Raw genomic sequence first — 14757 nt, 5'->3', positions numbered from 1 at the left:
GGATCACCGGGATCACCGGGATCACCGGGATCACCGTTCTCCTTCGGCCGGAAGCTCTTCATCGACGCCCAGGCCTTCACCAGCGTGCCATCGACGGAGAAGTGGTCATCCGAGAGCAGCGGGGCGACCTCGCGGTGGGCCAGGATGGCGGCCATCACCTTGCGCGACATGTCCGTGGTCAGCAGCCGGTCGCGGTTCTTGCTGAACACGGTCGGGACCCAAATGGCGTCATCGATGCCGAGCCCCACGAACCAGCGGAACAGCAGGTTGTAGTCCAGCTGCTCCATCAGCTGCCGTTCGGAGCGAACCGAGAACAGGATTTGCAGCAGGCTGGCCCGGATCAGGCGTTCCGGCGCAATCGAGGGACGGCCAAAGTCGGCGTAGAGCACGTCGAAGTCGCCATCGAGGCTGGCGAGTGCGTCATTCACCACCTGCCGGATCTTCCGCAGCGGATGCCGCGCCGGGATGCGCGCCTCCAGATCGACATAGCTGAACAGCGATCCGCTCGTCTCGTCCGCACCGCGCATGCCTGTCTCCGCCGTTGATCCGCGGCGGATGAATCATGTTCCGCAGACGACGTCGAGGCCCGACTATTTCAGCATCCTGATAGTGCGACAGGCCCTCGGCGGGACGGGCGTCGGCAAGGACGAGGACAGCCCCGGCGTCTTGGCCGACATCGCCGCGGCCGCCGCCGGGGCGATGCTCCGCAGGGGCCGGCGACCTGCGGGTGCGGGCATCCGGGCGGGCGCCCGGTCGATCCGCCGCGGCGCCCCATGGCCGGAAGGGCGCGACCCCGTGCCGGAAGGGAAGAAGGCCTCCGCGCCCCTGCCTTTGGCGGGAGGCGGAGCGCGGCTGGTCGGGGCGGGAAAGAATGGTGATTTCCGAATGCGAAGGTGCTAGCGTCCGGCCGTGGCCCCGTCCTTCCGGCCGGGCCGTCGAAGGGAGTTTCGAGGCATGCATTCGCGAATTGCGGGGACCGCCGCCCTGGTCCTGTCGCTGTATCCGGCCGCCGCGTCGGCGCAGGCCAAGTCCGATGCCGACCTGGCCAAGCAGCTGGCCAACCCGATTGCAAACCTGGTCAGCGTCCCGTTCCAGTTCAACTACGACGACAATTTCGGCCCGGACGACCGCGGGAGCCGCTGGCTCATGAATTTCCAGCCGGTGGTGCCGATCGACCTGGGCGCGGACTGGCTGATGATCTCGCGCACGATCCTGCCGGTGACCTGGCAGGACGACGTGGTGCCGGGCGAGAACATCCAGGTCGGCCTGGGCGACACCGTCCAGAGCCTGTTCTTCTCGCCGAAGACAGGCAGTGCCCTGACCTGGGGCGTCGGCCCGGTCTTCCTGCTGCCGACCGCCACCGAGCGGACGCTGGGCACCGGGAAATGGGGCGCCGGCGTGACCGGCGTGGCGCTCTGGCAGTCGGGGCCGTGGACGGTCGGCGGGCTGGGCAACCACATCTGGTCGGTGGCCGGCGACTCCGACCGCAGCGACATCGACCAGACCTTCCTGCAGCCTTTCGTAAACTACACGACGGCCTCGGCCACGTCCTTCTTCGCGAACACCGAAAGCACCTATGACTGGGAGGGCGAAGCCTGGTCGGTGCCGATCAATTTCGGCGTCAACCAGCTGGTGAAGATCGGCGCGCAGCGCGTCCAGATCGGCGGCGGGCTGCGCTACTGGGCGGAGTCGCCCGACAGCGGTCCCGAGGGCTGGGGAGCGCGGCTGAACATGGTCTTCCTGTTCCCCAAGTGAGCGCCGGCTGACGGGCGGAGCGGACCGGGCCTGCGCCGGATCGGCCGCGGCCGCCGCCGCAAGGATCCGGCCGGGTCGGCCTGCCTGTGCTGCCGAGCGCGCCGCGGCCGGCGGCGGATGGTTGGCAGAAGTGACAGATTTCGCCAGAATTGAATAGAATTGGTAGTTTGTCCGCAGGGCGACCCGACGTTAGCTTGGGGTGTCATTGGGCGTGCGCGGGGCTTTGGGGGCGCCGGAGCAGGCCTGACAGCTCCGCCTGGGAGGCGGAGTTCCAATCCGAGCCTGTCTGGGGGGACGGCGGAACTTGCGCGATCCAATCCGATCCCGCGCCGCGGCACGGCCGTGATGCGCATGCCGCGATTCCGGCGGAGCGGCCCGTCGCGCCCGCTGCGCCTGCACGGCCCGTCAGGCAGGACAGGGGGCGTGCGGAGCTGCGCGCTCCGGTCCCTTCCCGAATTTCCAGAGACAGTCCCGCCAGAGAACATCGAGCGCCATGCGCCAGGAGTTGAGTGATGATTTCCCAGAGCCAGAATTTCCGTTTCCTGCTCCTGCGGCAGGCAAGGCTGCGCGCGGCCACCTCCGTGCTGGCCATCGGTGCCGCCGCGGCCGTCCGGGAAAATCTGCTGCGGGGCATCCTGCGGGGGCTGACCGGGTGGCCGGCCCTGCGGCACGGCAGCGCCGGGCAGGGCCCTTTCCGCAGGACCGCGCGGCCCGTCTTCGCATCGCCCGTGCCCCTCGCCCTGGCGGCGGGACTCGGCAGCCTGGGCATGGCCGGACCGGCCGCCGCGTCGTGCAGCAATGCCAATTCCGGCGGCTTCCTGTGGCAGCTGTGCCAGGGCAGCGACGGCACGGACAGCAAGGACGAAAAGGACGGGCATAGCGGCGATGCAGCCACTGTCACCAACGACTCCGGCACCTATGTGGGTTCCACCTCGTCGCCGTTCGGCTACCTTCCCGGCTCCGCAGCGGGCTACGGGATCCTGGCGGCGGGCTCGGCTGGCGGCACCGGCGTCGACGAGGGCAGCGGCGGAGCCGCCGGCTACGTGAACCTCACCAATGGCGGACATGTCAGCCTGTCCAGCGCCCAGGACGGGAATTTCCTGACCAGCCTGCTGCTGGGCTACAGCTACGGCGGGAACGGCGACAACGACAACGACAACTACCGCTCGAACGGCGGCCCGGGCGGCACCGGCAACAACGTGAACCTCGACAATTCCGGCACGCTGGACGTCGTTTCGCTGAATGCCCTTTCGAGCCGCGGCTTCTCCGCCATCTTGGCCGAGAGCCGGGGCGGGGTCGGGGGCAACCAGAACGGCGGTCTGACCGGCGACCAGTCGGGCGGCACGGGCGGACCTGGCTGGTCGATCTTCGTCAACAACAACGGCAGCATCACGCTCGGCAGCGAGTCCGATCCGCTCGGCGATCTCGCCTATGCCTGGGGCATCAGCGCCCAGTCGGTCGGCGGCAAGGGCGGCACCGACAACGGCGGGGGCGGGGAGTCGGGCTATATCAGCGTCAACAACGGAAAGACCGGCGACGCGCCGATCTATGTCAACTCCACCACGACCGGCAGCGTCCGCGGGATCTTCACGCTCAGCGAGGGCGCCGACGGCACGGCCTCCTACGACAGCACCGACGATGGCGGGGCCGGGGCCCTGGCGCTTGACGTGAGCATCAGCACCCATTCCGACATCACCGTCATCGGGACCGGCGGGGTCGGCCAGATCTCCGGCGGCATCGTGGCGCTCAACCAGGGCGGCGACGGCGGCACCGGCTACAATTCGTCGAAGGGCGGCATTGGCGGCGCCGGCGTCACCACCGGCAAGAATCTCGGCATCACGGTCAATGCGGGCGCCACCGTCTCGGCCCAGGGCGACGAGGTCATGGGCGTCGTCGGTCTTGCCCGCGGCGGCACCGGCGGCAACGGCAAGGATGGCGAGAGCGCCAGTTCCGGCGGCAACGGCGGCTATGGCGGCTGGGTCTACCTGACCATAGACGGCGACATCGAGACCGACGGCACCAACGCCTACGGCCTGCTCGGCCAGAGCATCGGCGGCCAGGGCGGCAACGGCGGCAGCGACACGGCGCTTCTGGGCCAGAGCGGCGGCGGCGGCTATGGCGGCAATGCCGATACCGCGCAGGGCACCATGAGCGGTTCCATCACCACGCTCGGCGATTTCTCGAGCGCGGTCACGCTGCACTCGATCGGCGGCGGCGGCGGCACCGGCGGCGATTTCACCGACGTGCTCGGCGGCGGGGCCGGCAATGGCGGCAACGGCGGGGACGGCGACTACGCCATGTTCAGCAACGATGGCGGGACGATCACCACCAGCGGCGACCATTCGCTGGGGATCCTGGTGCAGTCGATCGGCGGCAGCGGCGGCACCGGCGGCATCGCCGCCGGGCTCACGCTGGAGCTGGGCGGAGACGGCGGCAGCGGCGGCTCGGCCGGGGAGGCCACCGCAGGCAATGGCGGCCAGGTGGCCACCGCGGGCTACGGCGCGCACGGCATCGTCGCCCAGTCGATCAGCGGCGGCGGCGGCAATGCCGGGATGGCCGGCGGCGTGCTGTCGATCGGCGGCTCCGGCGGCGGCAGCCAGTATGCCGGGGATGCGGAAGTCGACAATTCGGGCGATGTCAGCACCGCGGGCGACGCCGCGGTCGGCATCGTCGTGCAGTCGATCGGCGGCGGCGGCGGTTCCGGGGCCGGGTCGGCAGGCATCGCGACGGTCGGCGGCTCGGGCGGCAGCGGCGGCTACGGCCTCCATGCCCGCGCGCTGCTGACCGGCGGCTCGGTCACCACCCAGGGAGAGATGTCCCACGGGATCATGGCGCAGTCGATCGGCGGCGGCGGCGGCAATGGCGGCAATGTCATCGACCTGTCCGTCGGCGTTCCGGCGGTCGGGGTCGGCGGAACGGCCTCGGGCGGCAGCAGCGGCGGCTGGGCCTGCGTCACCAATCTCGACGCCAGCAACGATTGCACGGCCGGCGACGGCACGCCGCAGGCGGTCGCCATCTCGACGGCCGGCTCCGGCGCGCTCGGCATCCTGGCGCAGTCGGTGGGTGGCGGCGGCGGCAACGGCGGCAATGCCACCGGCGGCGATGCCGGGCTGGGCAGCTTCCAGATCGGCGGCGGCGGCGGCGGCGGCGGCTACGCCAATACCGTGACCGTCGCCTTCGACGGCCTCGACATGACGACCCAGGGCTCGCATGCGGCCGGGATCGTCGCGCAGTCGATCGGCGGCGGCGGCGGCACCGGCGGCTCGGCCAGCTCCTATTCCGCGGATGTCGGCTTCACCGCCTCGGTCGCGGTGGGCGGCAGCGGCGCCAACGGCGGCGCGGGCGGCGAGGTGATCGTGGAGCTGACCGACAGCACGGTCAGCACCGGCCAGGCGGGCGTCGGCGTGACCGATGCCATCGGCATCCTGGCGCAGTCGGTCAGCGGCGGCGGCGGCAGCGGCGGGTCCTCGGTGGCCGATGCGCTGACCGCGGCGGTGCCGACCGGCGAGGACGTCTCGCTGGCCATGAGCGTCTCCACCGCCATCGGCGGCAGCGGGGGGTCGGCGAAAGATGCCGATGCCGTCACCCTGACCCTGGACGGCAGCACGCAGGTTTCCACCAGGGGCGTCTCCTCCCATGGCCTCGTCGCGCAATCGATCGGCGGCGGCGGCGGCAATGGCGGGTCCGCCTCCTCGATGTCCGCGACCGCCGGGATCGAGAATACCGTCAGCGCGGATATCGGCGTGTCCGTCGGCGGCTCCGGCAGCGGCGGCGGCAACGGCGGCGCCGTGACCGTGTCGCTGGCGGACACGGCCTCGATCGTCACCGCGGACGACTATGCCAACGCGCTCGTGGCCCAGACCATCGGCGGCGGCGGCGGCAATGGCGGCGTCGGCAGCGTCAACAGCAAGCAGATCGGCGGCGGCTTCAAGCTGGCCGCCAATGTCGGCGTCGGCGGCTCCGGCAGCGGCGGCGCGGCAGGCGGGACGGCCAGCGTCACGCTCGGCCGCAGCACGCTGCTGCAGACCGGCGGCTCGGGCGCCCGCGGCGTGCTGGTGCAGTCGATCGGCGGCGGCGGCGGCACCTCGCAGGGCGTCAGCGTCGGCCTGTCGGCCAGCGACAGCCTGGCCGGCGGCGGGGAGGACGAGGAGAGCGGCGGCAGCAGCGCATTCGCAGCCTCCGTCGGCGTCGCGGTCGGCCGCTCGGGCGGCAGCGGCGGCAGCGCGGGCGCGGTCGACGTGACGACGGGCGGCAACATCGTGACCGCGGGCGCGGATGCCGACGGGGTGCTGGCGCAGTCGATCGGCGGCGGCGGCGGGCTCGGCGGGTCGGTGGGCCAGGCCTCCTCCGGCGATTCCGAACCGCTCGACGACAGCGGCGACAGCGACTGTTCGGAAGACGACAGCGATGACGACAGCGGCTACTGCTTCAACGTCAGCATCGGCGCTTCGATCGACGACGGCGGCAGCGGCGGCACGGCGGCGGACGGCAAGGCGGTCACGCTGGTCCATTCCGGGCATGTCACCACCCATGGCGACTGGGCCGACGGCATCGTGGCGCAGTCGATCGGCGGCGGCGGCGGCGCGGGCGGCACCTCCACCGCGGCCGGCAGCCAGGGCACGGCCAACATCACCGTCGGGGTCGGCGGCAAGGGCGGGGCCGGCGGCAGCGGCGGCACGGTCGGCATCACCTTCAACGACAACACCGGCAACGGCGTCGCGACCTCCGGATACAGCGCCTACGGCGTCCTGCTGCAGTCGGTCGGCGGCGGCGGCGGCCAGGGCGGAGACGGCTCCGACAGCGCCGCGGGCAAGATCACCGTCGGCGCGGCCGCAGGCGGTTCGGGCGGGTCCGGCGGATCCGGCGGCACGGTGACGGCCGCCGGCTGGATCAACCTGTCCACCCACGGGGCCGACGCGCATGGCATCGTGGCGCAGTCGATCGGCGGCGGCGGCGGCACCGGCGGCGCCGGCAGCTCCGCGGCCGCGGAGGACAGCGGCAGCCACCAGATCGAGCTGGTCGTCGGCGGGGCCGGCAGCGCCGGCGGCATCGGCGGCACGGTCGATCTCAGGTTCGGCACCACGCTGAACACCTACGGCAAGCGCGCCTTCGGCGTGGTCGCGCAGTCGATCGGCGGCGGCGGCGGCATCGGCGGCGCGGGCGAGGCGGAAAGCCTGGCCTCCCTGGTCGTCGGGGGGGCGGGCGGCGGCACGGTCGACGGCGGCACCGTGTCGGTCGAGATCAAGTATGGGAGCACGGTCTACGCCCATGGCGCGGCGGCCCATGCCCTCATCGCGCAGTCGATCGGCGGCGGCGGCGGCATCGGCGGCTCGGCCGCCGGCGCGCCGCTGTCCTTCAAGGGCCTGTCCGACGGCAGCGAGGGCAACGGCGGCGATGTCAGCGTGACGATCGACGATGCGCTGGTCCGCACCGACGGCGACGACTCCTTCGCGATCATCGCGCAGTCGATCGGCGGCGGCGGCGGGTTCGGCGGCGACGGGGCCGCCGCCTTCATCGGCTCGAACGGGAACACCGATGCGGGCTTGGGACATAGCGGCACGGTGGCCGTCGACATCCAGAGCGGCGCGCACATCCTGGCGAAGGGCGCCAACTCGGCCGCCATCTTCGCCCAGAGCGACTCGCTGCAGACCAATGGCGCGGTGCAGGTGACGGTCGACGGCACCGTGACCGGCGGCACGGGCGAGCTGGGGGCGGGGATCATCATCGCCGGCGGCACGAACGAGGGGACGGAGTTCAATGCGCTGACGGTCGGCAGCGGCGGCTCGGTCAGCGCCGCGTCCGGCGTCGCGGTGATCTACCGGGCGAGCGGAAACTTGAACGGCGGTGGCCTGGACATCACCAACGGGAGCCTCGCCCAGATCCAGGGCAGCATCGAGGCGTATGACGCCGACGGCGACCTGCTCTACTCGGGCACCGGCGGCGCTGCGGCCGCCGCGGCGGCGGTCGCGCCTGCAGCTGCGGCCCATCCGGTGACGGTGCACAACCAGGCAGGCGGACGGCTGACCGGAGCGACGCTCTACCAGGCGGATGTGCTCAACGAGGGGCGGCTCGACATCGGCGATTCCGGCCGCGCCGGGACGCTGTCGGTTGCCGGGAACTTCGTGCAGGCCGCCACCGGCAGCATGCATGCCGACGCCGATTTCCTGTCCGGCAATGCGGATGTCCTGCAGGTGGACGGCACGGCGACGCTGGGCGGAACGCTGTCGCTGGATCCGATGTCCATCCTCTACGGCGCCGAAATGACGGTGCTCAGCGCCGATGGCGGCATCAGCGGGAGCTTCGACACGATCGACTCCGCCCTCTTCACCTTCGACCAGTCGGTCGCCGGGAGCGGACTCGCGCTCACGGTCTCGGGCGACACGTTCAGCGATGCCAGCCACGGCCTGGACGGGCGGCAGGACAGCGTTGCCGCCTATCTGAGCCGGGTGTTCCGCTCCGGCGACGACACCCTGGCCGAGGCGCTGGCCGAACTGGATGCCGCCGCGCGCGACGGCGGCTATGGCGAGGCGCTGCTGCGGCTGTCTCCGGGGGCGAGCCTGGCGGCGGAGGCCGCGAGCTTCGAGCTTGCGCGCGGCCGGTTCTCGGCGGTGCTCGACTGTTCCGCCAGCGCGGCGGCGTGGTCGGACGGCGAGCGCTGCCTGCAGCTTCTGGGCGCGGGCCAGCGCATCGAGCAGGACGGCGAAGGCGATGCCTTCGGCTATGACGGCAATGTCTACACCATCGGCATCGCCGGGTCGGCCATGATGACCCCGGACTGGCGGATCGGCGGTGCCCTCGGCTGGGAGACCGCCGGCTATGACGGCGAGGACGGCCATGGCGACTCCGAGGGCGAAACGCTCTTCGCCGGCATTTCGGCAATGCGCGGCTTCGGGCCGGTGACCCTTGCCGCGGCCGGGGTCGTCAGCCGGGGCAGCTTCGACACGACGCGCCGGCCGGGCCTGACGGCCGGGAGCGGCGAGGCCCGCGGCAGCCATGACCTGACCAGCGCGGCGGCGCGCCTGCGGGCAAGCTACCGCCGGGACTTCGGGGCGTCGTCCTACCTGACGCCGATGATGGATCTCGACATGATCTGGACCCGGTCGGACGGCTATTCCGAAAAGGGGGCGGGCGAACTGGCGCTGGACGTGGACGGCAGCGAGGAGACCGCGCTGGTCGCGACGCCTGCGCTGGAGGCGGGGCACGGCTTCGCGCTGGACGGCGGGGCCGTGCTGCAGGTCTACGGCCGTGCAGGTGTCAGCCTGTCCTCGCTCGACCACTACCGGACGAGCGCGCATTTCTCCGGCACCGACCCGTCCGCAGGATCCTTCGACAGCGACGTGGCCGTGCCCGATGTCGTCGGCCGGTTCAGCGCCGGCGCCCGGGTGGCGGGCTCCGGCAACCTGTCGCTCGACCTGCGCTATGACGGCGCCTTCGGCAGCGGCCTGACCAGCCACGCCGGCAGCCTGAGCGTCAGCTACAGGTTCTGACAAGGGACCGCCGGCGCCCGGAGCTTCCGGGCGCCGGGACGGCGCGGCGGCCAGGCTCCGGTCCTGCGGCGCAAGCCCGTGCCCGGCCCGGAGCGCCGGACGCGCAAGGAGCTGAAGATCCGCGCGGAACCCGGCCCCGAGCCGTTCCGGCAGCCTCCCGCGGGAGGCCGCCCGGCGCGAGTTGCTTTGCTTTGCTGAATGTCTTTGACGGACCGCCCCGGCTGCATATGATCTGCCAGGTCCGCGGGCGCCCGGCCCGGAGCGGCGCACGTCCCTTTCCAGAAGCCCTGGCCCCAATGCTCGACCTCAAGACTGTCCTCGTCGTTCTGCTCGCGACCAGCAGCCTGCTGGCCGTCATCTGGATCTTCGTCTGGCTGGCCTGGCGCCATATCTACGAGTTGGCCTTCCTGGCCTCCGGCTTTGCCGCGATTGCCCTCGGCATCCTGCTGATGATGCTGCGCGGCGACGCGCCCGCGGGCTGGTCCATCCTGCTGCACAACCTGGTGATCAAGCTCGGCCTCGTGCTGATCGCCGAGGGCCTGTCGCGCTTCCTCGGACAGCCGAGCCGGTTCCGCACCGGGATCACGCTGCTGGCGCTGCTGGCGCTGGTCTGGACCGTCGGGTTCGAGGCCGACCCCGGCAATCTCGCGATCCGGATCCACAGCTCGGCCCTGTTCGCGATCTCGGTGGTCTCGCTGATGTGCGTTTCGCTGCTGCGCGACCGGACGCAGCCGCAGTTCCTGCGCTGGCTGATGATAGCCATCCTGTCCGTCCACATGGGCGCCAACGTGGTCTTCAGCGTCCTCGAATTCCGCCGGCCGGCAAATGCCGGGAGCGCGCAGCTCCTCGGGGACCGGAATGCCTGGTACCTGCTGGAGGGCAACCTCTTCCTGACCGCGCTGTTCGCCTGCCTGCTGGTGATGGTCAGCTTCCGGCTCTACGACGACCTGCGCAAGCGCAATGCCGTGCTGTCCCGGGAAGTGGTCCGGCGACGGCAGCTGGAGGGGGATCTGAGCCGGAGCCTGGATGCCGAACGCGGCCTGCGCGAGGAACAGGCGGATTTCATGCGCGTGGTCAGCCACGAATTCCGGACCCCGCTGGCGATCATCCGCAACGGCGTCGAGATGATCCGGCTGACGGGCGGGCCGCCGGCCGGGAGCACGGCCGAACGCCTCGCCGGGATCGACGAGGCCCTGAACCGGCTCTTCGGCCTGATCGACCGGTTCATGGCCGCAGACCGCGACGCCGGCTTCCAGCCGGAACCGGTGCAGATCGACTGCCTGCTGGCCGATGTCGAGTTCCATTTCAGGATGACCGGCCGCGGCTCGCGGCTGGATTTCCGGTGCAGGGATGCGGAGATGCAGCTTTTCGCGGATCCGGACATGCTCGAGACGGTGATGATCAACCTGATCGACAACGCGCTGAAATTCTCGCCCGGGGACGATCCGGTGTCGGTCTCGGCCCATGCGGAGCGCGGCCACGCGGTGATCGAGGTGCGCGACCGGGGCATCGGCGTGCCCGAAGGCGAGCTTGCCAAGATCGGCCGCCGCTTCTTCCGCGCATCCAATGCCGCGCGGTGCCCGGGCACCGGCCTGGGGCTCTATGCGGCGCGCCGGCTGATGGCCTATCACCACGGCTCGGTCGGGATCGCCGCGGCGGCCGGAGGCGGCACGGTCGCGACGGTCCGCCTGCCGCTGCCGCAGGACGGCGGGGCGCCCCGGCCGCGGGCGGAGGAGCTGGCATGACGCGCATCCTGGTGATCGAGGACGAGGCGCGGCTGCGCTCCGATCTGGTGGACTTCCTCGGCCTTTGCGGCTTCGAGGCGCAGGGTGCCGGGACTGCCGCGGCCGCGCGCGGCGTGCTGGCCGCAGATGCCGCGATCGAGGTCGCCATCCTCGATGTCGGCCTGCCCGACGGCAATGGATTCGAGCTGGCGGCGGAGATCCGCAGGACCCATGCCTGCGGCATCATCATGCTGACTGCGCTCGGAGGCAGCGGCGACCGGATCCGCGGCTTCGAAAGCGGCGCCGACATCTATTTCGTCAAGGACAGCACGCTGCGCGAAATCGAGGCCGGTGTCCGCGCGCTGCTGCGCCGGACTTCTGCCGGCGGCCCGTCCGCCGACGACGTTCCGGCAGCCTGGGTCCTGGAAAGCAGCGCCTGGGTGCTGGTCTCGCCGGACTCGGTCTCCGTCAAGCTCACGGCCACGGAATATGCCTTCCTGGGATCCCTGTTCGCCTCCGGCAGCCGGGCCTGCAGCCGCGAGGACCTGTCCCGCCTTCTCGCGCGTCCCCGGGCGCAGTTCGAAAGCCGCCACCTCGACACGACGGTCGCGCGCCTGCGCCGCAAGATCGAGATGCAGACCGGACTGGAGGCCCCGATCCAGACGATGTACGGCGTCGGCTACGCGTTCACCGCCCCCGCCGTTCTGCGGTAGGGGCCGGGTGGCCGGTGCGAGCCCGGCAAGGCCGGCCGCGGCATGGAAGGGGCCCCGCAGGCTGGCGGCCCGCGCCCGGAACCCGCCGCGGTTGCGCCGCCGTTCCCTTCCCGGACCGCGGATTGAGGCAGCACGCCGGACCGCTCGGCCATTTCGCGCGTCCCGGCCAGGCAACGCATCGAGTGCGCAGCCGTCGCTGCGCAGGGCAGCCCGGCCCGTGCCGGCCGAAGGACCTGCCGGACTCGCCGCGCCGGATGGCACCGGAGGGCACGCCATGGCGGGCTGCCCCGGTCCGCACCGCGGCGATCTGCGCTGCGCGGGGGCCTTGCCGCGCAAATGCGGGCGAGGATTCACGGAGCGACTCCGGCATGATCGCCGGCGGGAATGACGGTACCGCTGAGGCCGGCCTGCAAGACCGCCAGCTGGCATGCCTGCAATCAGGCGCTGGGGAGGCGAGGGTCTCTGACCGTCTGGTTCGATCCGTCGATTCAATGGGACGCGGTGCTGTTAGGGTGCCATGGCTGCCAGCAGTCCCATGGTGAATGGGGAGGCCCGGGAAATCGTCCGGGGGACGATTTCCCCGGAGAATGCGATCTGGGCCTGGTTTGCCCCAAAATTCGACAGGGCCTGCCGTTCCGCCGGGTCGAGCCATGGGAACGTCGCAGATCCAAGCGAGGTGCACATCGCGGCGCCATCGGTCTGAGCCCGATGGGTGACGGCGATCAGGGGTCGTGGCGAACATGCCGGAACTGTCCGGGCTCGGCCGGTCAGTGCCCTGAGCCGGGCAATCCGTCCCCGAGGCGGATTTCCTGTCCACCTCAGTTAAACTTCCTGTGAGACCGCCAGAACGAGACGGGACCGGGGCGCCGGTGGCGCCGCGAAAGCCCGTCGGATAATGGACGCGACCACTCCATATCGCGGCTCCAAGGGCGTGGTTCGCCCGCGTTGGACATTGATGCATTGACCGCAATCGGTCTGAGGACGATGCCGAATGGCACCAAGGCGGCACTGTTGCAGAAGTCTGCGTCGGGACAAGATGCCGCTTTCGCCAGATGAGGTCAGGCCATGCGTTTGGTCCCGGCGGTGCCGAGGGCGCCGAAGCGGTTCATGAATGAGCGGCAAGCGCCATTGCTCCGAACGCAGCCGCGGATGACACGCATGTGGATTTCGGGGGTCTGGCGGCCGGGGTCCCTCGAAGCGATTCTTCCGCCGGAGGCCCTGAGGTTTCCCGATCCCAGCCTCGATCCTGCTCCGGACATGACAGCCCGACCAACGTTTCCAGAGCGAGCAGGAACCGTGGCGCCAGTGGCGCCGCGAAGGTCCGGCGAACGCAGGCCAGGGGCCGGGCCGCCCGCAGGATGTCGTTGCAGGCGAGCGCGGCGGAGCAGTCCTCTTTCCGGAGGCGTCTGTTCCTGCGGATGGGAGCGAGGGCATGACTGTAGTCGCCAGCGGCGCTCGGACGGATGGCGCATCCGCCGGCAATTTTCCGGCGGGGGTGCCGATCTCCCCGTCCTGCGGGATCTGGTCCAGAAGGTCAGGCAGCACTGGGCTGTCACCGTCGCGGCTGGAGTTGGATTCCACCGCCCGGATGCCGCCCGCCGCCAGACGGACCTAGCGGCACTGGGGGCGGCGATGGGGGGCGCACTTCCTGGCAAGCCACTCATTCATCGGGCTTTCGCGGCCCCACCGGTGCCACGGTCCCTCTTCATTCGTCAAGGAGCTTGATACCGGTGCTGTCCACCAGTCGGTTGGACGGGTCCGCAATCCAGCGGGACGGAAGCCGGACGGCGATCGTCCGACGGGCTTTCGCCGCCCCGCGGTCCCGTCTCACTCTGGCTGCGGCTGAGCGTGGAGAAACCGGGCACCGGCCGGCCTAGGCCCGCCAAACGGAGGATGCTGGAGACCATGCCGCCGCGCCATGGTCGCTCGGACCAGCGGCGTTCAATGGCCCGATCGGCCGGAGCGGCAGGCCGAAGAGCAATTTCGCCATCAGGCAGATCTGGAAGGCAGTCGCCGGGCAGGGTTCCGCCCGGCCGGCCCCCAAATCCTCCCCTTGAGGATTTGCCCCTGGCGCGGACCGGTCAGGACTTCCCCGGACCGTCTGCTGATCCTCCTCATTCGGAGATCACGGGCGGACACCCCAGACGGTCGTCCTCCGGCGAGAGCCGGGCCATGTCCCGGTCCAGCCAGACGAGCAGCGACCCGCGGCTGCTTAACAGGCTGCTGAAACAGTCCGGCAGGCCGAATGGTTTTCTGCCTTGGTTGGCGCAGGGGCGCGACCTTCCGGCCGTTCCTTGCCTCCCGGCGTGGGGGGGGGGCGCGGCGCCCGCCGGCTTCAGATGGCCAGCAGCCGCGGCAGCCGGGCAAGGCTTGCCGCCGCCAGCGTGAGAACGAAGCGCGACCGCACCCGCCCGATCCCGCGATGGACCGTCTGGACCGCCCCGCCGACGGTCCTGGACCGGCCGAAGAGCTCCCCGATGCGCTTCCCGTGCCGCTGCGACAGCGCATGGCCCTTGTGCCGCGTGGTCCGCCCGTCAATGGCCGGGTGCCGCGCCTCCTGCGCGGCATGCGGCGCGATGCAGGCCTGCCTGCAATCTGCCGCGAACCCGGAGGCACCATGCGCGCCGCCAGCGGTGCCCGGAATTGCCCGTCGCGGCGCCACCGGTCCGAGCCCGATGGGCGGCGGCGCATCCGCCGGCAAGCCGGCGCCCGGCGCCAGCCGTCCCGTCGAACCCGGCGGCTGCCGGTGCATCATGTCCAGCGCCGCCTTGCGTCCGGCCCGGCCGGACGCCTGGCTTGGGCCGCCCCGGACGGCCGGGCCGCTGCGCAACCGGCGCGGTCCTCGGACCTGTGGCGGAACACGCCTCGCATCCGTCAGCGCCTGCCCCGTGAAGCACGGCATCGCGCCGGTGCCGGGCGGCGTCCGGCAGAGCCGCGCCTGCGGACCGGCGGCCGGGGCATGCGTGGCGCTGGAGCGCTTCCCGCCTCGGAAATCCGCTTCGGCATTGCGGCGGGCGGGGCGGGTCTTGCGGGGCGGCCTCCCGTGCCGGAGGATCGCCGGGATCGCCGGGATCGCCG

The 14757-nt window shown here is 71.4% G+C and carries 6 protein-coding genes and 1 pseudogene; 4 read left to right on the top strand and 3 right to left on the bottom strand.

The genetic code is table 11. The annotated features are described in order from the left end of the window. The coding region (locus tag HCC78_RS29175) for a transposase (RefSeq protein WP_172332269.1) at positions 1 to 527 on the bottom strand (527 nt) is incomplete at its 3' end. A gap of 427 nt (positions 528 to 954) precedes the next feature. Between HCC78_RS29175 and HCC78_RS34170 the strand changes: the two genes are divergently transcribed. The 4 genes from HCC78_RS34170 to HCC78_RS29155 all read left to right on the top strand — a co-directional run bounded on the left by HCC78_RS34170 (position 955) and on the right by HCC78_RS29155 (position 11679). Then, a complete protein-coding gene (locus HCC78_RS34170; protein WP_172332268.1) occupies positions 955 to 1755 on the top strand; it encodes a transporter in 801 nt (266 codons plus the stop codon). Positions 1756 to 2267: 512 nt separating this feature from the next. After that, a complete protein-coding gene (locus HCC78_RS29165; protein WP_172332267.1) occupies positions 2268 to 9242 on the top strand; it encodes an autotransporter outer membrane beta-barrel domain-containing protein in 6975 nt (2324 codons plus the stop codon). A gap of 296 nt (positions 9243 to 9538) precedes the next feature. Beyond that, positions 9539 to 10987 (top strand): HAMP domain-containing sensor histidine kinase, encoded by a 1449-nt coding sequence (locus HCC78_RS29160; RefSeq protein WP_172332266.1) that lies wholly within the window; start codon positions 9539 to 9541, stop codon positions 10985 to 10987. Next, positions 10984 to 11679: a response regulator transcription factor gene (locus HCC78_RS29155; RefSeq protein WP_172332265.1), complete on the top strand. Its 696-nt coding sequence runs from the start codon at positions 10984 to 10986 to the stop codon at positions 11677 to 11679. The genes HCC78_RS29160 and HCC78_RS29155 overlap by 4 nt, the downstream gene beginning before the upstream one ends. Before the next feature lie 1058 nt (positions 11680 to 12737). Here the strand turns inward: HCC78_RS29155 and HCC78_RS34165 are convergent. Together HCC78_RS34165 and HCC78_RS29150 are read right to left on the bottom strand one after the other, a co-directional pair. Continuing rightward, positions 12738 to 13714, bottom strand: a pseudogene (locus HCC78_RS34165) (transposase); the annotation flags it as partial. A gap of 300 nt (positions 13715 to 14014) precedes the next feature. Continuing rightward, on the bottom strand, positions 14015 to 14434 hold the full coding sequence (locus tag HCC78_RS29150; RefSeq protein WP_172332264.1) for a hypothetical protein: 420 nt from the start codon (positions 14432 to 14434) through the stop codon (positions 14015 to 14017). Positions 14435 to 14757: the final 323 nt, after the last annotated feature.

Source organism: Mangrovicoccus sp. HB161399 (genome assembly GCF_013184745.1).
GTDB lineage: Bacteria > Pseudomonadota > Alphaproteobacteria > Rhodobacterales > Rhodobacteraceae > Mangrovicoccus.
The sequence above is the reverse complement of the archived record's forward strand: the minus strand, read 5'-3'. Positions and strand labels throughout refer to the sequence as shown.